Here is a 20,911-nt window from a genome sequence, read left to right on the forward strand (position 1 = left end):
AGATTGAGTTGTATTATGAATGAAATTAGCATTCCATACTACTTAAAAGCTCAAGGTTTTTTACTATTTCAAATATTCATTATTCTTTACCCAACCTCTTAATCCTTTGTGACTTCAGACCTTTGCTACTCATACACCACAACTCTTTTACCTCTTTACCCTTTTGAAACTATATTTTTTTACACAAAAAAAAGGATTCAATTTTCATTGAATCCTTTTTAAATATATAGTTATAAAAACTGTTATGCGTTTTTATGTCTTTCTTCAATCGATAATTTATCAGCTGCAGAGATAGAATCTACCAATACTGGAGTTGCGATAAATAACGAAGAATATGTTCCTACGATAATACCTACCAACATAGCGAAGATAAATCCTCTAATTGATTCTCCACCAAAAATAAACATGATTAATAATACCACAATCATTGTTAATGAAGTATTGATTGTTCTAGACATAGTTGTATTAATAGAGTCATTTACAATTTGCTCAAAAGAACCTTTTGTTTTCCCTGCTAAGAATTCACGAACCCTGTCAAATACAATTACAGTATCATTCATCGAGTATCCAATTACCGTAAGGATCGCCGCAATAAAGTGCTGATCTACTTCCATACCAAATGGCATGAATTTGTAACATAATGAATAAATACCTAATACGAAGATAACATCATGAGCAATAGCTGCAATCGCACCTAAACTAAATTGCCATTTTCTAAAACTAATCATTAAATATAAGAACACAATTGCCATTGCTCCAAGTACAGCCCAATATGCATTTGTTTTGATATCCTCAGCAACAGTAGGTCCAACTTTAGAAGCTTGTAAGATACCAAGTTTCTTACCTCCATTACCTTCGAAAGAGTTAACAAACTTATCATAAGTTAATCCTTCAGAATAGTGCTTTTTCAAGTTTTCAAACAATAATTTGTTTACTTCCTCGTCAGCTTTAATACCGTGCTCTTCTACTTTATATTTAGTAGTAATTTTTAATTGGTTATCGCTACCAAAAACTTTTGCTTCGGCACTACCAAAAACTACTGCTAGTTCATCTTTAACAACTTCTGCCTCTACTGGTTTTTCAAAACGTATCTGGAATGTTCTTCCTCCAACGAAATCCACACCTTGATCAAGTCCGTTAATACATAATGATGTAATACTCACTACAACAACGATACTTGAGAATAAATACGTCCATTTTTTAGCTCCTAAGAAATTAAAATGGAAGTTGTTAAACATATTTTTAGAGAAATTAGTAACGAAAGTTAAATCATTCTTTCCGCTAATATTTCTATCAATAAATATTCTAGCGATAAAAATAGAAGTAAATAAAGAGGTTATAATACCAATTAACAATGTAGTAGCAAATCCTTTAATTGGTCCTGAACCAAATATAAATAATACCGCTCCTGTTAAAATATGTGTAACGTTTGCATCTGTAATAGATGACATTGCACCTCTCCAGCTATAAGAAGTTTTAATTGCTTCATCAAGTGTTTTACCTGCTCGCAATTCTTCTTTTGCTCTTTCATATATAATAATGTTCGCATCTACTGCTGTACCCATTGTTAATACGATACCTGCAATACCAGGTAAAGTTAGAACTGCACCTAAACTTGCCAAAATACCGAATAAGAAAAGTAAGTTAACTGCTAACGCAAGGTTTGCATACCAACCAGCTTTACCATAATAAATCATCATCCAAAGAGATACTAAAAGTAATCCCACGATAGCCGATGTTGTTCCATTATCAATAGCCTCTTGTCCTAGGGATGGTCCTACAACTTCTGACTGAACAATATCTGCAGCAGCAGGTAATTTACCAGCTCTTAATACGTTAGCTAAATCTTTAGTTTCTGTAACATCAAATACACCTGAAATCTCAGATCTTCCTCCTGAAATTGGACCACTAGAAACTCCTGGAGCTGAATATACGATATCATCAAGAACGATAGCGATATTACTTTTTTGAGTATAAGCTCTACCTGTTAATTCTTCCCAAGCTCTTGCACCTTGACTGTTCATTTGCATAGAAACAGCTGGTTTACCCATTTGGTCAAAAGTATCTTTAGCATCAGTTACAACACCACCGCCCATAGCGGCAACATTATCTCTATTTCCTTTTAAAGCATATAATTCTACAGCTTCAATTTCTTTACCTTTTGCATCTTTAACATCTGTTGGTTTTCCCCAAACAAATTTTGCATAATGTTGATCAGCACCTAATAATACTCTGATATCTGGTCTTTTTAAATAACCGTTTACAACAGCAGTATCTTTTGGAGAGAAAAGACCTAAAACTGGTCCTCCACCCTGACCTATCATTTTGTCAAATAAAGGATTGTTTCCTTTTTTAGTAGCAAGTGAATCTTTACCACCTGTAAGTAAATCATTTAATGAATCTTTTACTACAGCTTTAGTTTCAACTTTATTAACTTCGGTTTTCTTTAAGGCATCATTAGCAGCCATTAAGAAATTACCCATTTCTTCAATTTTGTAAGTTTCCCAAAACTCTAATTGAGCAGTACTTTGCAATAATTTCTTGATTCTATCAACATCTTTCGCACCTGGAAGTTCAACAAGAATTCTTCCTGTTTCTCCAATTTTTTGAATATTAGGTTGAGTTACACCAAATTTATCGATACGTTTTCTTAGTACTCCAAAAGCACTTTCTACAGACTCATCAACTTTTCTTTTGATAACTTTTTTCACCTGAGCATCACTCATTTGAAAATCGATACCACCTTCACCTTGCAAACTTCTGTTAGCAAAAATTTCTGGAGAAGCTAATTTTACTGTTCCATTTGAGTTTGCCTCAAAAGCTTCAAAAAACGCATCTAAATACGTTTGATTTCCTTTTAGATTTGCAGTTGCATCAGCTAATGACTTATTAAAAACTGGATTTTTAGAATTATTAGCCAATCCTTTTAAAACATCTTTAACAGAGATTTGAAGAATAACGTTGATTCCTCCCTCTAAGTCAAGACCTTTATTGATTTGCTTTTCTTTTACTTCATTAAAAGTAAAACTAGTAAATCCTAGATTGAAAACTTTTTCTTTACCAATAGAATCCAAATATTTTAATTCTTTATCAGGATTATCTCCTGCAAAAGATTTCGCATCACTTTTTACTTTATCAGCGACAAAAGTGAAGGAAAGTTGGTAAATACTTACCAATGCAAATAGAATTGCGAAAAATTTAATAAGTCCTTTATTCTGCATTATTACTAAAAATTAATTATGTTTTATAGTTTGTTTTGTTTTAAATTCCACAAAATCAAGCCGTTAAGCTGTTTTTTATATCTAAATAACGGAATCACGAATTACATTATTTTTTTTAAACCGAGCAAATATATAATTAACGAAAAGATTAACCAATTTATTTATTAATTAATCTCAAAAAAAAGACTGCAAAAGTGCAGTCTTTTCCTATTTACTCGTAAATCTTATACTAAAATCGATTTTAAAGCGTCATTCATTCCTCTAACCGCATCGGCGCTCTTAGCAAATAATGCTTTTTCCTGATCATTTAATTTGATATCTAAAATTTCTTCTACACCATTCTTACCAATAATACATGGCACACCAATGCAAATATCATTTTGTCCGTACTCGCCTTCAACAAAAACAGAACATGCAATCATTTTCTTTTGGTCATTTAAAATACTATCAACCAAATAAGCAACAGAAGCTCCCGGTGCATACCAAGCTGATGTACCTAAAAGTCCCGTAAGCGTAGCTCCTCCTACCATAGTATCGGCTGCTACTTTTTGTAAAACTTCTTCTGAAAGAAATTCCGTTACTGGAATCCCATTATATGAAGCCAAACGTGTTAACGGAATCATAGTTGTATCACCATGACCTCCAATTACCATAGCCGAAATATCATTGGCTGGTTTATCCAGAGCTAAAGATAAATAAGTTCTAAAACGAGAACTATCAAGCGCTCCTCCCATACCTATAATTCTATTTTTTGGCAATCCTGTTGATTTCAATGCTAAATAAGTCATTGTATCCATAGGATTTGAAACCACAACAATAATAGTATTTGGCGAATGTTTCAATACATTTTCTGCAACTGTTTTCACAATTCCTGCATTGATTCCAATTAATTCTTCGCGTGTCATCCCTGGTTTTCTAGGAATTCCTGATGTAATTACTACTACATCACTACCTGCGGTTTTAGAATAATCATTTGTTACCCCAGATACTTTGGTATTAAAACCTGTATTTGTAGCACATTGCATAATATCCAAAGCTTTACCTTCAGCAAAACCTTCTTTGATATCCAACAATACTACTTCGCTTGCAATTCCTCTATAAGAAATAACGTCTGCACAAGTGGCTCCAACGTTTCCTGCTCCTACAATGGTAACTTTCATATTTTAAAATTTATTCGGTTATTAGTTAATTTTTTTTTTCGGATTAATTGTTTACTCTAAATCAATTTACTTAGCTGCTAATATAAGCAACAGTCAATTAAAAATATAAACAATTAAACTTTTTTAAGCATCAATTTTTGCATAAACTGCATTTTTCTCGATAAACTCTCTACGTGGCGGAACCTCATCCCCCATTAACATAGAGAAAACTCTATCAGCTTCTGCTAAACTATCAATTGTTACCTGACGTAATGTTCTAAAACTTGGATCCATTGTAGTTTCCCACAATTGCTCTGCGTTCATCTCTCCAAGACCTTTATAACGTTGAATTGCAGCACTTCCGCCCATTCTTTCGTTAGCTTGATCACGTTGAACATCATTCCATGCATATTCTTTTTTATTTCCTTTTTTAACCAAGTATAAAGGTGGAGCAGCAATATATACGTGCCCTTCCTCTATTAGTTCTTTCATAAAACGGAAGAAGAATGTTAATATTAAAGTAGAAATGTGGCTACCATCGACATCGGCATCACACATAATAATTACTTTATGGTAACGTAGTTTTTCTAAATTCAATGCTTTACTATCTTCAGCAGTACCAACTGTAACTCCTAAAGCTGTAAATATGTTACGAATCTCTTCGTTTTCAAACACTTTATGGTGCATTGCTTTTTCAACATTCAAGATCTTACCACGTAATGGCAAAATTGCCTGAAACGCACGATCACGACCTTGTTTTGCAGTTCCACCTGCCGAATCTCCCTCGACAAGATATACTTCGCAACGTGCTGGATCTTGCTCAGAACAATCTGAAAGTTTCCCTGGCAATCCGCCTCCACCCATTACGGTTTTACGTTGTACCATTTCACGTGCTTTCTTAGCAGCGTGACGCGCTTGAGCAGCAAGAATTACTTTTTGAACGATGATTCTAGCATCATTTGGATTTTCTTCCAAATAATTCTCAATCATTTCACTCACAGCCTGACTTACTGGCGAAACAACTTCTCTATTTCCTAGTTTAGTTTTTGTTTGCCCCTCAAATTGTGGCTCAGCTACTTTTACCGAAATAATTGCTGTAAGTCCTTCACGGAAGTCATCTCCAGAAATATCAAACTTTAATTTGTCTAACATTCCAGAAGCATCTGCATATTTCTTTAACGATCTGGTTAATCCAGTTCTAAAACCTTGCAGGTGCGTTCCTCCTTCGTGTGTATTAATATTATTTACATAAGAGAAAATATTCTCCGTATAACTTGTATTGTAAATTAAAGCTACTTCTACAGGGATTTCTCCTTTTTCATGATCCATAGAAATAACGTGTGCAATAATCGGCTCACGATTTCCATCCAGATAACGAATGTATTCCTTTAATCCTTCGTCAGAATGGAATATTTCTGTTTTAAACTCGCCTTTTTCATCAACTTCTCTTTTATCAGTAAATGTAATTGTGATTCCTTTGTTTAAGAAAGAAAGCTCACGCATACGAGCTGACAAAGTATCATAAGAGAACTCTGTAGTTTGTGTAAAAATTGTTTCGTCAGGATAAAAGGTTACAATAGTTCCTCTTTTTGTAGTTTCTCCAATTTGTTTAACTGGATATAAAGCTTTTCCTTTCTCATATTCTTGCTCATATACCTTTCCGTCACTACTGTGAACAGTTGCACGTAGATGATTTGACAAGGCATTTACTACCGAAACCCCAACACCGTGCAAACCTCCAGAAACTTTATATGAATCTTTATCAAATTTACCTCCAGCACCAATTTTAGTCATTACAACTTCTAATGCCGATACACCTTCTTTTTTATGTATATCTACTGGGATACCACGACCATTATCTTCTACACTTACAGATCCATCTTCGTTTATCGCAACACCTATGGTATCACAATGCCCTCCCATGGCCTCATCAATAGAGTTATCTACTACTTCATAAACCAAATGATGTAGTCCTCGAACACCCACATCTCCAATATACATCGATGGACGCATTCTTACATGCTCCATTCCCTCTAATGCCTGAATACTATCTGCTGAATAATTGCTCTTCTTGATTTCTTCGCTCATATAATTTATTCTAAAAAATGTAATATTTGTCTAACACGCAAATATATAAAAACGCAAATTATATATCCGTTAAAATACCATTTAAAGCACTTAAGTTATTAACATATTATTAAAAAATCAAGTTTTTAAAAGCATAAAAAACAAAAACCCTAACTCTTATAAACGACAAAATTCCAAAACGCACATTAAAAATGTTGTTTTGAAATTTTGCTAATTGACTTAATTAATATTTCTAACTCAAAATGAAACTCGTTTTACTAAACTGCAACTCCCGATTTAGCAATTTCTGTATCTGCTTTAACGTGTGCTGCATTTGCTCTACCACTTGGATCCTGGTTTTCTTGCCATTTTGGAATCCATTTTCTAACAGTTTGCGCTGCGCTAACCTGTGGGTAGTATTTATGAAATATTGATCTGTAAAAATAAGCTTCTTTTGTAGTTGGTGAGTTATAAGTAAACTCAACCGCTGCTCCAGCCAATTGTTCGTCTGTAACTTTAGATGAACAATACTCTATTAATTTATCAATCCAGTTGTAACCTACTCCATCAGAAAATTGTTCTTTTTGTCTCCACAATACTTCCGCAGGTAAATATGGATCTTCTGGTGTATCAAAAGCTTTTCTTAAAATATATTTTTCTCTACCATCGTACGTTTTAGGCTGTTTTTCTTCTGGTTTGACACGAACTGCCACATCAAGGAAAGCTTTGTCTAAAAACGGAACTCTAGCCTCTAATCCGTGAGCCATTGTTGACTTATCCGCTCTTAACAAATCGGCAGTAAATAATTTCTGAACTCTTTCGATTGTTTCTTTTTGAAATTCTTCAGCAGATGGAGCATTTCTAAAATATAAATATCCTCCAAAAATCTCATCTGCTCCTTCACCTGAAAGCACTACTTTTATTCCCATATCAGTAATTGCTTTAGACAAGAAATACATTGGCGTACTTGCACGAATTGATGTTACATCATAAGTTTCCAGATGCCAAACTAATTTATCGAGGATTTCAATCCCTTGCTCTATCGTAAAATGTATTTCGTGGTGCTCAGTTCCTAAAAACTCAGCCACTTTTTTAGCTGCTTTTGCATCTGGAGCATCTGCATCTAATCCGATAGAAAACGAATGTAGTTTCTCCCCCCTTTCAGCCAATAATCTTGAAGCAATTGCCGATGTTAAAGATGAGTCTAACCCTCCTGAAAGTAATACTCCGATTGGTACATCACTCATTAAACGCTTACGAGTTGCCTCTGTCAAAGTTTCTCTGATTAAGTCTAAATCTAAATTTTGATCTGCCTTTAAATAATCTTCATATTCTGGTTGATAGTATTTTACAAATCCAGTTTTTGGTGTGTAATAATGTCCTGGAGGAAACGTCGAAAATGACTTACACTGATCTGCAATAGGTTTCATTTCTGATGAAAAATAGATTCTTCCTCTTTCATCCAACCCATAATACAAAGGCTTTACTCCTAACGGATCTCTTCCTGCAATAAAATCATCTCCATCGATCACTACAAAAGCCCAATCTCCATCCAGCATGTTACAAAAATCATAACCAAACTCTTCATACAAATGAACAATTACTTCTGAATCAGACTTTGTTCTAAAAGTATGTCCTTTTAAAACACCATCTCTTAAAGCCTGATGATTGTATATTTCACCATTATGAACCATCCAAGCAGAAGATGTTCCCTGAATAGGCTGTTTTCCCGAATGTAAATCTATAATAGAAAGACGTTCATGACTCATGATATGCCCTTTTTCCATTATATGCAAATCACTTTCATCTGGACCACGATGTGACATTCTTTCTGAAAGTTCTTTTACAAGTTGCGGGTCTTTTCCTTTTCCAATAATGGTTAATATTCCACACATAACTATATCTTTTTAATACTTTTAAAATTTTGCGATAACAAATATGGTTAAAATTTCTTTTCACCCCATTGAATCAATAGTTTTATATTCACAAAGAAAACGTCCTCAAAATTGAGAGCGTTTTCTTTTATATTATTTCACTCTAAAACAATTGCTCCTTTTTATGCTTTAACATAAGCATCATCATGAACACTTGCAACTGCTCTACCTGAAGGATCGTTCATGTTTTTAAATGCTTCATCCCATTCTAATGCAATTTTTGTACTACAAGCCACACTTGCTTCCTGAGGTACACATAAAGCCGCAGCATCACTCGGGAAATGTTCTGCAAAAATAGATCGGTAATAATACTCTTCTTTAGAAGTTGGTGTTTGCAAAGGGAATTTATATTTTGCATTCGCTAATTGTTCATCCGAAACTTCTTTTGCTACCACTTCTTTCAAAGTATCAATCCAGCTATAGCCTACTCCATCAGAAAACTGCTCTTTTTGTCTCCAAGCAACACTTTCCGGCAACATATCTTCAAAAGCTTTACGAACAACCCATTTTTCCATTGGATGCTCTTTGTTGATCATTTTATCTTGTGGGTTGATGCGCATGGCAACATCCATAAATTCTTTGTCTAAGAATGGCACACGACCTTCGATTCCCCATGCAGCTAAACTTTTGTTAGCACGTAAACAATCGTACATGTGTAGTTTTCCTAACTTACGAACGTTTTCTTCATGAAACTCTTTCGCATTTGGCGCTTTATGAAAATACAAATACCCTCCAAATAATTCATCTGCACCTTCACCAGACAATACCATTTTAATCCCCATTGACTTAATAACTCTTGCCATTAACCACATTGGAGTTGATGCTCTAACTGTAGTTACATCATACGTTTCTAAGTTGTAAATTACATCACGAACTGCATCTAAACCTTCTTGAATGGTGAATTTAATTTCGTGGTGAATTGTCCCGATATGCTTTGCTACTATTTGGGCTGCTGCTAAATCTGGTGAACCTTCTAATCCTACCGAGAAAGAATGCAATTGTGGATACCAAGCATCTGTAGTATCATCAGACTCTATACGTTTTTGCGCAAATTTTTTGGCTACAGCCGAAGTAATAGACGAATCTAAACCTCCTGAAAGTAAAACTCCGTAAGGAACATCACTCATTAATTGTCTGTGAACTGCAGCTTCTAACGCTTCTTTAATCGCAGGAATACTAGTCTCGTTGTCTTTTACTGCATCATACTCCATCCAGTCCCTTTTGTACCATTGTACAAATTCGCCGTCTTTGCTTGTCATATAATGTCCTGGAGGAAACAACTGTATTTTTGTACAATATCCTTCTAAAGCTTTCAATTCTGAAGCTACGTAAAAAGTTCCGTGTTGATCCCATCCAATATATAACGGAATAATTCCCATATGATCACGAGCAATAAAATACTCATCTTTTTCTACATCATATATTGCAAATCCGAAAATACCATTCATTTCGTCTAAAAAATGAGGTCCTTTTTCTTTATAAAGTGCTAAGATAACTTCGCAATCACTTTCTGTTTGAAAGTTATATTTCCCTTCGAATTGTTTACGTAATTCTCTATGGTTGTATATTTCGCCATTTGCAGCCAGAACTAATTTCTTATCTTCAGTAAACAAAGGCTGTTTTCCTGAAGCAGGATCTACAATTGCCAAACGCTCATGCGACAAAATTGCTTTATCATTACTATAAATACCACTCCAATCTGGTCCGCGGTGGCGAATGATTTTAGACATTTCTAATACTTGAGGTCTTAAGGTTTCTGCTTTTTGTTTTAGGTCAAAGGCACATACTATTCCGCACATAACTATATATTTTTGATGTTTTGTTTATTTTAATAAGGCAAATATGCGATAACAGTTACATATACAAAACACAAACAGCTGTTTTAGTTATAAACTAAAACCAAAACAAACTATTTACAATAAAAATGTAATTTTTAATATACAAAAAACAGAATGCTGGTTATAGATTTTAATTTGAGCCCATTAAACCAAAGTAAGTCACAAATAATTGAAGCGTTTAAGCCTAGCAAATACTCTCTATTATGTAATGAGTTGTATTAATATCAAATTCAAAACCTACAGCATTCCCCATTAATTTACTCCCAAGTGGAGATTGAGGAGATAATGCAATTACATTAATACCATCGATAGTTATTTTTGGTAAAGCAACACTTAGATACAAATAAATACCGTTTGCCTGAACCAAACTCCCTACAATAATAGTCGAAGCCACAGACTCAGCATCTATTCGATCCAAAATAGCTTTTTGACTAATCGCTTCTTTTAATTTATTGGTTAGCTTTTCCTGTTCGATATGCATCATCGACAAAGCTGTTTCGTGCTTATCACCTGCCGAACCTTTTGCATCATTTTTAGAATCCTCGGTCAATGCCGAAATCATGTCTTTAAAAACATCTATTCGATCCTGAACCATTTGTAAATAATAGGCGTGTATTTTTTGCTTGAAAGTCATAATAAAATATTAACCGCAAAGTGCGCGAAGTTTTATGCAAAGGTCGCAAAAAAGAATTTATTTAATATGAACTTTGAGGAGTTAACCACGAAGAACGCAAAGTTTCACACAAAGACCACAAAGAAGGGTTTATTTATTAGATATAGATTAACATTAATTAAAAAGCAAAATTCGCTAAATCTTAAAAAAGATCTAGCGAATCTTGTATTCTTTTTGGTTAAATAATCCTAACGTACTTTGCGTAAAACTTTGCAGTCTTTGCGGTTAAATAAACCTAAAAATCGAATTTATAATTAGCTCCACCCATAATCTGAAAACCTTGAACTGGGTAATTCAACCATCTTTGGTAAGCTTGATTAGTAATATTATTTGCTTTTAAATAAAATGTTAATCTATCGCTGTACTTATATCCTACATGAGCATTTAAATCAAAATAACTTTTTAGTGTAATCGGGCTTGCATCAATAGCTAAACTTGTATTTACTTGTTCGTCTTTTCTTTCTCCTACATAAAACAAATTGAATCCTGCGTACCATTGTTTGGTAATATTAAAATCAAGATTAGCACTTAATTTCATTGTTGGCAGATTCCAAGCCTCGCTTTGATGATCATTACTGTAGCTATTAAAAGTTCCGTTGATTCCAAAAGAAACATTCTCTGAGAAATCAGCTTTTAACTCTCCGTAAAAACGCATTGTCGTCATATCATCATACACAACCTGAAAAGAGTTTCCGAAAGCGTAATTTTCATTAGTTATATCTTCTGTATAGTCATTACTCTTAAACAAAGCTTTGTTTCTCTCGTTTACATAAGATCCCTGAACTTTATAACTTACATTATTAGCTAGTTTTCCTTTTAACCCAGCAAAAATATTGAATTGCATATCCGTTGGATTAATATTTAGTGTTGGTGATAAAAACGGGTTTTGATCTACAAAATCCATATAGGTGTTTTGTTCTAAATTCCCTTCCGCTCCAGCGTAAAAAATCATTAAATCTCCAACTACTTTATACGAAGCAGTTACATTTGGATACACTAAAATCTTACTATTACTATTTTCATTATCTAAACTATAAAACAATTTAGCTCCTAAATTAAGCGTCCAATCATCTTGTTGCATTACAAAACTTGGTGATAATCCGAAATTGGTAAAACCGTATTTTATAGGCTGTAAGTTTGTTTTTTCATAATTATTTTCAAAACTTCCACCAACATAATCTACAATTACATCTGTATTTATAGACTGATCCATTATTTCGACTTTAAAAGATGGCTTTATGTAAAATCTATTTTCAGAAGATTTTAAATTATCCGAAAAATGACTGTACTTCATACTTGCCTTAGTAAAAATGCCATCACTAAAATCGATATTTCCGCCAAGATTAATTCCGTTATACGAATGCTTTGAACTTATACTATTAATCAATATCCCGCGATCTTGCGGAGTTAAGGTAGAACCGAAATCTACTGGTAAACCATACCAGTTATAAATCTGGTTTTGATATCCTAAATCAATATTCCAGGACATATCTCTGTTTTTTACTCCATAAATTAAATCTAGTGATGTATCGTAAAATTTATCATTTAAATCTATATCCTTAATACCTCCTTGCGAAGATTGATGCTTGAACATTCCTGCTACATAATCATTGTTTCCTAATTCCTGCGCTACAAATAATTCGGCATTTAAATTACCGTAATTACCAACACCTGCAGTAGCATAGTTAGTAAACAAATGCTCTTTTTTGGCTTTATCAACCAATTGCGCATTTCCTTTTGAAGGTGTAAAAGTAGAAGCTACTGGAAAAGAAAAAATAGCGTATTTAATCGTTTCTTTAGCAGCATTTCCTTCATCATTCAATGACGGAATTTCTTTTACCTTAAAAGCATCCGAGATTGTAGGAGAATATGCTTTTACCACATTTACTTCTTCGGTACCAATTGTTTCTTCTTTCTTTTTTGTTTCGTCTTTTTTCTGCGCTAAAGTCAACTGAGAAGTTAGCAACAAAAGAAAAGCGATATGTTTATTTTGGAAATTGATTTTCATATTTTATTTTTTTGAGAGCAAAGATTAAAGAGAAAAGACTTATCTATTTTTCTTGTCTCTATTATCTATACTCTTTTTCCTCTATTTTCTACTTTGTAATCGATGAATTTGTTTTAGACTCTTCTGCTTTTATAGCACTTAATTCTTTTTCGGCCTCAGAAACTACATCTGGATAAGCAGTGAAATTCTGAATTACATTCTCTAAAATATAAGTTGCTTGATAACTATCTTTTAAGCCATAGAAATTCTTTGCCATTAATACCAATCCTTTGGCTCCAAAATATTTGAATGATGAATAGTTTTTAGCTAGTTTTTGTACCGCAGCATTAGAAGCATCGTACTTGTTCTCTTTATTTTTAAAGTAAGCATCATAATACAATGATTCTGCCGCCAATTCTCCTTTGGATGTTGTAGCCAATTTTGCGTAAGCCGTTTTAGCTTTATCCTCATCTCCAGATTTAATTGCTGCTCTTGCTACAATAATTTGCGCATCGCTTTTTACATTTTCATCCGTTTTAGGGTTTTGCAATACTTTTTCTGCATACACAACCGAGTTACTATAATCGTTTTTATCATAATAACACTTCATCAAATTAGCTTGTGCAAATGTTTTATTTTGCGAAGAATCTCCTTCGTTTTCTATACGAGATAAAACTGGAATTGCTTTATCACAATCTTTAGCTTTTAAGAATATCTGCGCTAAACGCATTAAAGATTGCTCTGTATATTCACTACGAGGTTGCTCGATTATATATTGATAATTAGGAATCGATTTACCCTCAGAACCTTCGGTAGTATAAGCTTGGGCTAATTTAAAATTCGCCTCAAGCGCATGGATTCCTTTTGGAAATTTGCTTACGTAATTACTAAAACCGACAATAGCTTGTTTGTTATTATTTTGCTCATATTGTTTTATTGCCCCTTCGAAAGTATCATTATCTAAATCGGCATCTGTAACAGCTACAAAATCTAGCGTACGTACCCAAGTAGCATATTCATCTACTTTACCATTATCTACATAAATTAATCTCGCTGTAGAAACTGCTTCAAGAGCTTCGGGAGTTCTAGGGAAATCGGCGGCTACTTTTTTAAATTTCACCAAAGCCAATTGATCTCTGTCGGAGTTATAGTAAATTAATCCCTCACGCAAAATAGATTTTGCAGTGAAAGCTCCATTCTTGAATTCTGCAACCAATTGGTCATAAGTTTTAATTGCCTGCTCTGTTTTTTTCTCGGCAGCATATGTATTTGCTAACTCAAACATGGCATCGTCACGGTATTCTGATTTTTTGTACATCTGAAGAAATCCGTTAAGTTCTTCTATTTTTTTATCATTTTTATTCATAAAACCATAACAAATGGCTTTTTGAAAATAGGCATAATCAGCATCGACACCTTTAAAAGTCATAACTTTAGTATAAGCTTCCATCGCCGAAGTATACTTAGAAGTTACAAATCGACAATCGGCTAATCTTAAATAGGAATCATGTAATCTTGAAGCATCATCTTTGGCATTATCGATTTGAGCCTGAAATGAATTTGCTGCATTATCATATTCTTTTAATTTAAAATAAGTGTAAGCAATATTATAATTCACGTTTTTAAACTCAGGAGTTGTTTTGGCTGCTGCCATACCCGCAAATTGCTTATAACTGATTAATGCGTTTTTAAAATCTTCATTAAGATATTCCGTTTCTCCTTTCCAGAAAGTTGCACGAGCTGTAAACTCTGGGCTTTTTTGTTCGTTAAGCGACTTAATAAACATCTTAGAAGCTTCCTGATAATTATTATCATTATACAGTTCTAAACCTCTGTAAAAAAGCACTTTTTGGTAAGCCAATCTATTCTCGGGAGATTTGTTTTTTTCTAATAAAGTCAATGCTTCACTATAGTTTTTAGAAGAAATATAAGAATCTATCAATAGTTTTTCTACTTCAGATTTACTGGAGTTATTTGGATATTTCTTTAAGAAATCAAGTAAAACTGCTGGTACCGTTTGGTATGAATTCCCGATTTCGTAACTCAGTTTAGCGTAATTTAAACTTGCGTCTTCTTGAATTGCTTTATCAAAATCCATTTCGGCAGCATTCTTGAATGCATTTAAAGCTTGTTGCTTTTTATCGGTATTTAAATAACTCTGACCTAAGTGGTAATATGCATTTTGCGCCACGAAGTCTTTTCCTTCAATGATTTTATTGAATTGTGAAATGGCATTTTCATAATCTTTTTGCTGATAATAAGCATATCCTAACTGGTAAAAATCGGTGTTATTCCATTTTCCCTTTTTACCTTTATATTGTACTAAAAACGGAATCGCTTTATCATACGCTTTTAAATTAAAGTAACTTTCTCCGATAATCTTATTCAGTTCCGATTTTTCGATTTCATTAGATTTAGGCATTGCTTTTTGTCCCAAATCGATTGCTTTTTGGAAATTACCTAACTTAAAGTTCATATCAGCTTGATAATACGAAAGTTTTTCTTTGTATTTTTCTTCGCCCGAAACCTCATCAAAATACTTAGTAGCTTCTTTGTAATCATCACCTTCATAAGCCATGAAACCCAAATAATACTTGGCTTGTGAACCATATTCGGGAGAATTTACCACTTTATTAAAGTAGGTTGTTGCTTCTTTTTTCTTTTTAGAATTAAAGTAACTATATCCTTTTTGGAAGTTGAATTTATCCAAATCACTTTTACTCATATAGTTCTCATCTACACGATCAAACCATTGCAATGCTTTTGGGTAATTGGCCTGATCGAAAAAATAATGAGCAACTTCTATATATGCTTGATTTTGCTTGGTACTTATTGGGTAATCTTCAACAAAACGCTCCATAAGTTCATCAGCATTTGGCTGATTGGTTCTTATGGCGCAATTGGCGATGTAATAAGCACAGTCTGCCTTTACCTCTTCTCTCGTCTCTTTTTCTTTTACTTTTTCAAAAATAATCTGAGCCGATGTATATTGTTTATCATTATATAAGGAAAGTGCTTTGTCGAAATCCTTTAAATCGTAGGTATAGATAGCCGACTTTTGTGCCGAAACCTTAATCGATAAAAGAAGAACTAGTATAAAAAATAACCGTGAAAGTTTGTGCATTGTGATTTTAATTTAATATTCAAATGTATCATTTTCTACTGGGTATAACGAAACCGTTTTGGTATTTATTATAAACAAAAATCCAACTATCATGATTTAACACACTTATAAAACCCAACAACCACACACTTATTGTCTTAAATAAAGACATATAAAGGACTATTTCCTTAATTGAGGAAAATTTATTTTGAATACAGCCGTTAACTTATTACTTTTACCATTCAAATTAATTTTATCATGTCACAAACCGTACTGTCTCTTAAAGATGTAACTATTTATCAAGAAGGAAGAAAAATTTTATCTCACGTAAATTTAGAAGTTAAACACGGTGAGTTTCTTTATATCATCGGAAAAACAGGTTCAGGAAAAAGTAGTTTCATGAAAACTTTATATGGCGATTTACCTTTAACTGAAGGGGAAGGTCATATTGTTGATTTTGATTTGGCAACTTTAAAAGAGAGTGAGATTCCATATTTGAGACGTAAAATCGGAATCGTATTCCAAGATTTCAAATTACTTCCAGACCGTACTGTAAAAGACAATATGCTTTTTGTACTAAAAGCAACTGGATGGGTTGACAAAGAAGGTATGGAACGTAAAATTGACGAAGTTCTTGATAAAGTTGGTATGAAAGAGTTTACTCAAAAAATGCCACACCAACTTTCTGGTGGTGAGCAACAACGTGTTGCAATTGCAAGAGCTTTATTAAACGACCCTGAATTTATCCTTGCCGATGAACCTACAGGAAACTTAGACCCACAAACAAGTTCAGAAGTTCTTGAAGTTTTAAGAAACATCAACGCACTTGGAAAAACTGTTATCATGGCAACTCATGATTATGCTTTACTAATGAAATTCCCTTCGAAAACATTAAAATGTGAAGATGCCAGGATTTTTGAAGTTGTTCAGAGAACGGTGTAATTATTTTTATTTCTCAAAAACTAAGATATCTTGAAAGTCTACTAGAGGTTTATTTCCTCTTTTAGACCAGGTTCCGTATATTTTATTTTCAACTTTTAAGTTACTCAAATCTACCATTTTATTTAGAGATTCTTCATCAAAGGCAATATTAGCGGAAGGAACTTTTTGATTCATCAATCTATATCCTACTTTTTTGAATGGAAAAATATAGGTTCCATTATTTTTTGAAATTATATCTTCATTTTTTTCATTATACACAAAAAAAGTAGCTAGGCATTTTCCTTCTGGTTTTAATACTCTATAAATTTCATTAAGGTAATTCTGAACCTCTAATGGTTGCATGTGTGTAAAAACAGAAAACAAAAAAACCGTTTCAAAAGAATCGTCTTTATAAGGAAATACAAAATTTTCGGCTTTTTGATTTGTTAAACTATACAAATCATTACTTAAAGGAATATGTTGAAAATTGAAATTAGGAAAGCTACTTGTGATATTATTTTTACACCAATTAATACCTTTCTTAACCAAGTCAAATCCTTCATATCTACTATCAGTTAATAAATAATTAGTAAGCGGAACGGCTACTCTACCAATACCACAACCAATATCCAGAACTGAATGATTGGGTTTTAATTTTGCATATTCTATTAAGAGTTTAAGATGATGCTTTCCTTGCTCTACAAAATCACCTGAACCTATAAAAATATCTCCTTTATTAGGAATCAATTTATTTTTACGTCCACTTATCGAATTTAAAAAATCAATGGGCGCATAATAAATTTTCCGAACAACAAGCCTTGATTTTGGAGAGATAAAATAATAAACAGATCTTAAATTCATTTTTTAATGTTTTACTTTTTTTTACAAACTTGATATCATTTTTATCGACAAAGAGATTTTCTTAATAAAAAGTATTTTCTTTACAAATATATTTTAAAAAACGACAATTAATGCTTTCTATTCTTATTCCAGTATACAATTATGATGTTTGCTCTCTTATCACTGAGCTACATAAACAATGTTTACAATCTGGAATCGAATTTGAAATTATTTGTTTGGATGATGCTTCCTCTCAGTTTTTAACTGAAAATCAAAAATTAAATCAATTAACAAACAGTTCTTATGCTATTTTAGATAAGAATATTGGAAGAAGTGCTATCCGGAATTTATTAGCTCAGAAAGCCAACTTCGAGGATTTGCTTTTTCTGGATGCTGATACGTTACCAATTCATTCTAATTTTATTACTAATTATATTCTTCAGATAAATAAAGACGAAAAAGTCATTTATGGCGGAATTCAATACCAAAAAGAAGAACCAACAAAATCTGAAATTCTAAGATGGATTTACGGTAAATCCAGAGAAGCATTATCGGTAGAAAAAAGGCAAATAAGCCCATATCTTTCGTTATTAACATTAAACTTTCTGATAAAGAAATCAATCTTTAAAAAAGTGTTTTTTAATGAAGAAATTCCAAATTTAAGACATGAAGACACTTTGTTTTCTTTTGAATTAAAGCAAAATAAGATTGAGGTTATCCACATTGAAAACCCTGTTTATCATTTAGGTATCGAGAGTAGTAAAACGTTTTTAAAGAAATCGGAAGAATCAGTTATAGGTTTAAAATACTTAGTCGACGAAAAACTGATAGGTGTAGAATATGTAAAACTTTCGTATTATTACCAAATAGTAAAAAAGTATAAGCTCTCTCTTTTTTTAGAAAAGCTATTTTTAATATTTAAATCATCGCTAAAGAAAAATTTATTGAGTGATAATCCGTCACTTTTTATCTTTGATCTATATCGATTGGGTTATTATTTCACTTTGAAAAAATAAAAAATATGGCATTTTTTTCAGTAATTATTCCGTTATACAACAAAGAAAATTTTATCGAAAAAACGATGCAAAGTATCTTGAATCAAACTTTTCAAGATTTTGAAATTATTGTTGTGAACGATGGATCTACTGATAGAAGTGAAGAAAAATTAATTCAATTTCAAGATTCCAGAATTCAGTATTATCACAAAGAAAATGCAGGCGTATCAAGTGCAAGAAATTTAGGAATAGAAAAAGCTTCTGCTAATTATATTACTTTCATAGATGCAGATGATTACTGGTACCCCGATTTTTTAAAAGTGATGTATGAAAATATTACAAATCTCTCAGATTATAAAGTATTCTCAGCTGCTATTGAAGTAGACACTTCAAAAAAAGTAATTCCATCACAATATTCTATTATAAAAACTGGCGATTATGAAATCGTGAATTATTTTAAAGCAAGTTTAAAAGAAAGTGTAATATTTACTTCATGCGCTGTGTTTGACAGAAGCATTTTTACAGAAATAGGAAATTTTGACACTAATATAAAAAGCGGCCAAGACACTGATTTATGGGTTAGAATTGGACTAAAATATCCTGTCTTATTTACATGGAAAGTATTAGCACGTTATGTATACGATGAAAACAGTCTTTCTAAAAACACAAATTTTATTGCTAGCAAAATGGATTTTACAAAATTTTTAGAGTATGAAAAATCAAATTCTGACTTAAAAAAATTTCTTGATTTAAATCGGTTTTCTTTAGCTATAAAAAGTAAGATTGCAAAGGAAGATATTCTCTTCAAAAAACACTGCGAAGACATTAATTTGCAAAATTTAAATTTAAGAAAAAGAGTTTTACTAAAATTACCTGCTTCAGAACTAGTTAAGCTGATTAATCTAAAAACAAAACTTGCACATTTAGGTGTAGGTTCATCTGTTTTTAAATAACCTAAACTTTTTATATTCCCGAATATAATCATCTTCGTTAAACTCATCAGAAGATAATACCAAACAAACTGATCCAGAAGAAAAATTTCGTAATTCTCTCCAAATTCCAGGAACAATAAGTAAACCGACATTAGGTTTATTAAGCGTTACCGTTTTTATTGATTTTCCATCTTTCAAAACTACATCAAAACTACCGCTTAAGGCTATCAAAAATGCTTGTTGCTCTTTATGTGCATGGCCTCCTCGCTTACTCCCACTAGGAACATCATATAAATAATACACTCTTTTAAAATTAAATGGAATAGTTTCTCCTTCAATAACCGAAAGATTCCCTCTCCTGTCTTGAATTTTAGGAATTTCAATTAATTGAACATCAGAATTGGCTGTTACTTTATGCATTTGTTAATTCTTTATATTTATAAATTCCTGCTAGTCCCTTTTTATATTTTTTAATAAAATCCGCTTTATTGATATAGTTATTCGATATCAAAAACAACATATACTTGAGTAACCATAAATATGCAAAATTCCCTTTAACTTTATAATACAAAGCACCTCTTGCAAAAATTAAATTATCAGCGCCAGCATCTTTTCCTGAAGATACTTGAGGATGGGAAACAATTATTTCGGGACTATAAATCACTTTTATTTTTTGTATCAAAGAACTCCTCAAAAACAAGAATTCCTCTGCAGTTTCAAAGAATGAACTTAATCCAAAATTTTCATCAAAATAAATCTCATTTTTTCTAATATCATCCACTTTAAAAGCTATTTCAATAGAACTAACATTCCAAATACTTTTAAAATTATGCTCAAATTTTTTATTAAGTTTTTTTTCTGGATAAGAATTACCTACTCTTATGTGGTTAAAGGTAATAATCGACGCTTCTTGATATAACATAAAAGCATCTAAAACAGATTTTTCTAAAGTATCAGAAAAAACCACATCATCGTCAGAAATAAGACAAATCTTTTTTACCGCATTTTTAATTGCAATATTTCTGCTTTTTGATAAGCCACTTTCGTTACTATTTATTACCCTTACTGAATTATATTCTGATAGTAAAATTCCAGTTTTAGATTGATTAACTATCAATAAATTAAAATTAGAAAAATGTTTAAAAGGAAACATTTTAAGCAAAAAATCAAAATTGCACCTATCTTTGGTAGCAATTAAAATCTCTAAGTCATTTTCCGAAAAAATATCTGACATTTTCATATATATTTAGGTAAATATAAA

Annotated in this window: 14 protein-coding genes; 3 read left to right on the plus strand and 11 right to left on the minus strand. The window is 32.3% G+C overall.

Annotated features, from left to right (window positions below):
• Positions 1 to 242: 242 nt before the first annotated feature.
• The 8 genes from secDF to ACJ6WR_RS04275 all read right to left on the minus strand — a co-directional run bounded on the left by secDF (position 243) and on the right by ACJ6WR_RS04275 (position 15,983).
• A complete protein-coding gene (gene secDF, locus ACJ6WR_RS04240; protein ID WP_409417145.1) occupies positions 243 to 3,221 on the minus strand; it encodes a protein translocase subunit SecDF in 2,979 nt (992 codons plus the stop codon).
• A 224-nt stretch (positions 3,222 to 3,445) separates the two neighbouring features.
• The gene (gene mdh, locus ACJ6WR_RS04245) at positions 3,446 to 4,381 is read right to left on the minus strand and encodes a malate dehydrogenase (protein WP_035619016.1); all 936 of its coding nucleotides are present in this window, start codon (positions 4,379 to 4,381) and stop codon (positions 3,446 to 3,448) included.
• A gap of 123 nt (positions 4,382 to 4,504) precedes the next feature.
• Complete coding sequence (gene gyrB, locus ACJ6WR_RS04250; protein WP_039111145.1) at positions 4,505 to 6,448, minus strand: DNA topoisomerase (ATP-hydrolyzing) subunit B; 1,944 nt, start codon at positions 6,446 to 6,448, stop codon at positions 4,505 to 4,507.
• Between the two features lie 257 nt (positions 6,449 to 6,705).
• Entirely contained in the window at positions 6,706 to 8,322 is a 1,617-nt protein-coding gene (asnB, locus tag ACJ6WR_RS04255; protein WP_409417146.1) for an asparagine synthase B, read from the minus strand.
• Between the two features lie 161 nt (positions 8,323 to 8,483).
• Positions 8,484 to 10,160 (minus strand): asparagine synthase B, encoded by a 1,677-nt coding sequence (asnB, locus tag ACJ6WR_RS04260; RefSeq protein ID WP_039119240.1) that lies wholly within the window; start codon positions 10,158 to 10,160, stop codon positions 8,484 to 8,486.
• 223 nt (positions 10,161 to 10,383) lie between these two features.
• Positions 10,384 to 10,833, minus strand: a complete 450-nt coding sequence (locus ACJ6WR_RS04265) for a hypothetical protein (protein WP_039119238.1) — start codon at positions 10,831 to 10,833, stop codon at positions 10,384 to 10,386.
• Positions 10,834 to 11,107: 274 nt separating this feature from the next.
• Complete coding sequence (locus ACJ6WR_RS04270; protein WP_409417147.1) at positions 11,108 to 12,880, minus strand: TonB-dependent receptor; 1,773 nt, start codon at positions 12,878 to 12,880, stop codon at positions 11,108 to 11,110.
• A gap of 88 nt (positions 12,881 to 12,968) precedes the next feature.
• Complete coding sequence (locus tag ACJ6WR_RS04275; protein WP_409417148.1) at positions 12,969 to 15,983, minus strand: tetratricopeptide repeat protein; 3,015 nt, start codon at positions 15,981 to 15,983, stop codon at positions 12,969 to 12,971.
• Between the two features lie 237 nt (positions 15,984 to 16,220).
• Between ACJ6WR_RS04275 and ACJ6WR_RS04280 the strand changes: the two genes are divergently transcribed.
• Positions 16,221 to 16,904: a cell division ATP-binding protein FtsE gene (locus ACJ6WR_RS04280; RefSeq protein WP_039111151.1), complete on the plus strand. Its 684-nt coding sequence runs from the start codon at positions 16,221 to 16,223 to the stop codon at positions 16,902 to 16,904.
• A gap of 6 nt (positions 16,905 to 16,910) precedes the next feature.
• On the opposite strand, the gene ACJ6WR_RS04285 is transcribed toward ACJ6WR_RS04280, so the two are convergent.
• Positions 16,911 to 17,744: a class I SAM-dependent methyltransferase gene (locus ACJ6WR_RS04285; protein WP_409417149.1), complete on the minus strand. Its 834-nt coding sequence runs from the start codon at positions 17,742 to 17,744 to the stop codon at positions 16,911 to 16,913.
• A gap of 110 nt (positions 17,745 to 17,854) precedes the next feature.
• On the opposite strand from ACJ6WR_RS04285, the gene ACJ6WR_RS04290 reads away from it, so the two are divergent.
• Entirely contained in the window at positions 17,855 to 18,739 is an 885-nt protein-coding gene (locus ACJ6WR_RS04290; RefSeq protein ID WP_409417150.1) for a glycosyltransferase family 2 protein, read from the plus strand.
• A gap of 5 nt (positions 18,740 to 18,744) precedes the next feature.
• Positions 18,745 to 19,671 carry a glycosyltransferase family A protein gene (locus tag ACJ6WR_RS04295; protein WP_323488996.1) on the plus strand — a complete coding sequence of 309 codons (927 nt, stop codon included), beginning with the start codon at positions 18,745 to 18,747 and terminating at the stop codon, positions 19,669 to 19,671.
• Here the strand turns inward: ACJ6WR_RS04295 and ACJ6WR_RS04300 are convergent.
• Positions 19,654 to 20,070, minus strand: coding sequence for a sugar 3,4-ketoisomerase (locus tag ACJ6WR_RS04300; RefSeq protein WP_039111154.1), 417 nt, complete (start codon positions 20,068 to 20,070; stop codon positions 19,654 to 19,656). The two genes, ACJ6WR_RS04295 and ACJ6WR_RS04300, sit on opposite strands and share 18 nt — an antisense overlap.
• Entirely contained in the window at positions 20,063 to 20,884 is an 822-nt protein-coding gene (locus tag ACJ6WR_RS04305) for a glycosyltransferase family 2 protein (protein ID WP_409417151.1), read from the minus strand. The genes ACJ6WR_RS04300 and ACJ6WR_RS04305 overlap by 8 nt, the downstream gene beginning before the upstream one ends.
• Positions 20,885 to 20,911: the final 27 nt, after the last annotated feature.

It is taken from the genome of Flavobacterium sp. PS2, from assembly GCF_046250155.1.
In the GTDB taxonomy this organism is placed as follows: domain Bacteria; phylum Bacteroidota; class Bacteroidia; order Flavobacteriales; family Flavobacteriaceae; genus Flavobacterium.

What these genes read in the sequence shown, in the direction of transcription:
- ACJ6WR_RS04265 (WP_039119238.1), bottom strand. Translation starts at nt 10,833, where the DNA reads ATGACTTTCAAGCAAAAAATACACGCCTATTATTTACAAATGGTTCAG.
- ACJ6WR_RS04295 (WP_323488996.1), top strand. Translation starts at nt 18,745, where the DNA reads ATGGCATTTTTTTCAGTAATTATTCCGTTATACAACAAAGAAAATTTT.
- ACJ6WR_RS04285 (WP_409417149.1), bottom strand. Translation starts at nt 17,744, where the DNA reads ATGAATTTAAGATCTGTTTATTATTTTATCTCTCCAAAATCAAGGCTT.
- ACJ6WR_RS04275 (WP_409417148.1), bottom strand. Translation starts at nt 15,983, where the DNA reads ATGCACAAACTTTCACGGTTATTTTTTATACTAGTTCTTCTTTTATCG.
- secDF (WP_409417145.1), bottom strand. Translation starts at nt 3,221, where the DNA reads ATGCAGAATAAAGGACTTATTAAATTTTTCGCAATTCTATTTGCATTG.
- ACJ6WR_RS04280 (WP_039111151.1), top strand. Translation starts at nt 16,221, where the DNA reads ATGTCACAAACCGTACTGTCTCTTAAAGATGTAACTATTTATCAAGAA.
- ACJ6WR_RS04290 (WP_409417150.1), top strand. Translation starts at nt 17,855, where the DNA reads ATGCTTTCTATTCTTATTCCAGTATACAATTATGATGTTTGCTCTCTT.
- asnB (WP_409417146.1), bottom strand. Translation starts at nt 8,322, where the DNA reads ATGTGTGGAATATTAACCATTATTGGAAAAGGAAAAGACCCGCAACTT.
- asnB (WP_039119240.1), bottom strand. Translation starts at nt 10,160, where the DNA reads ATGTGCGGAATAGTATGTGCCTTTGACCTAAAACAAAAAGCAGAAACC.
- ACJ6WR_RS04305 (WP_409417151.1), bottom strand. Translation starts at nt 20,884, where the DNA reads ATGTCAGATATTTTTTCGGAAAATGACTTAGAGATTTTAATTGCTACC.
- mdh (WP_035619016.1), bottom strand. Translation starts at nt 4,381, where the DNA reads ATGAAAGTTACCATTGTAGGAGCAGGAAACGTTGGAGCCACTTGTGCA.
- ACJ6WR_RS04300 (WP_039111154.1), bottom strand. Translation starts at nt 20,070, where the DNA reads ATGCATAAAGTAACAGCCAATTCTGATGTTCAATTAATTGAAATTCCT.
- ACJ6WR_RS04270 (WP_409417147.1), bottom strand. Translation starts at nt 12,880, where the DNA reads ATGAAAATCAATTTCCAAAATAAACATATCGCTTTTCTTTTGTTGCTA.
- gyrB (WP_039111145.1), bottom strand. Translation starts at nt 6,448, where the DNA reads ATGAGCGAAGAAATCAAGAAGAGCAATTATTCAGCAGATAGTATTCAG.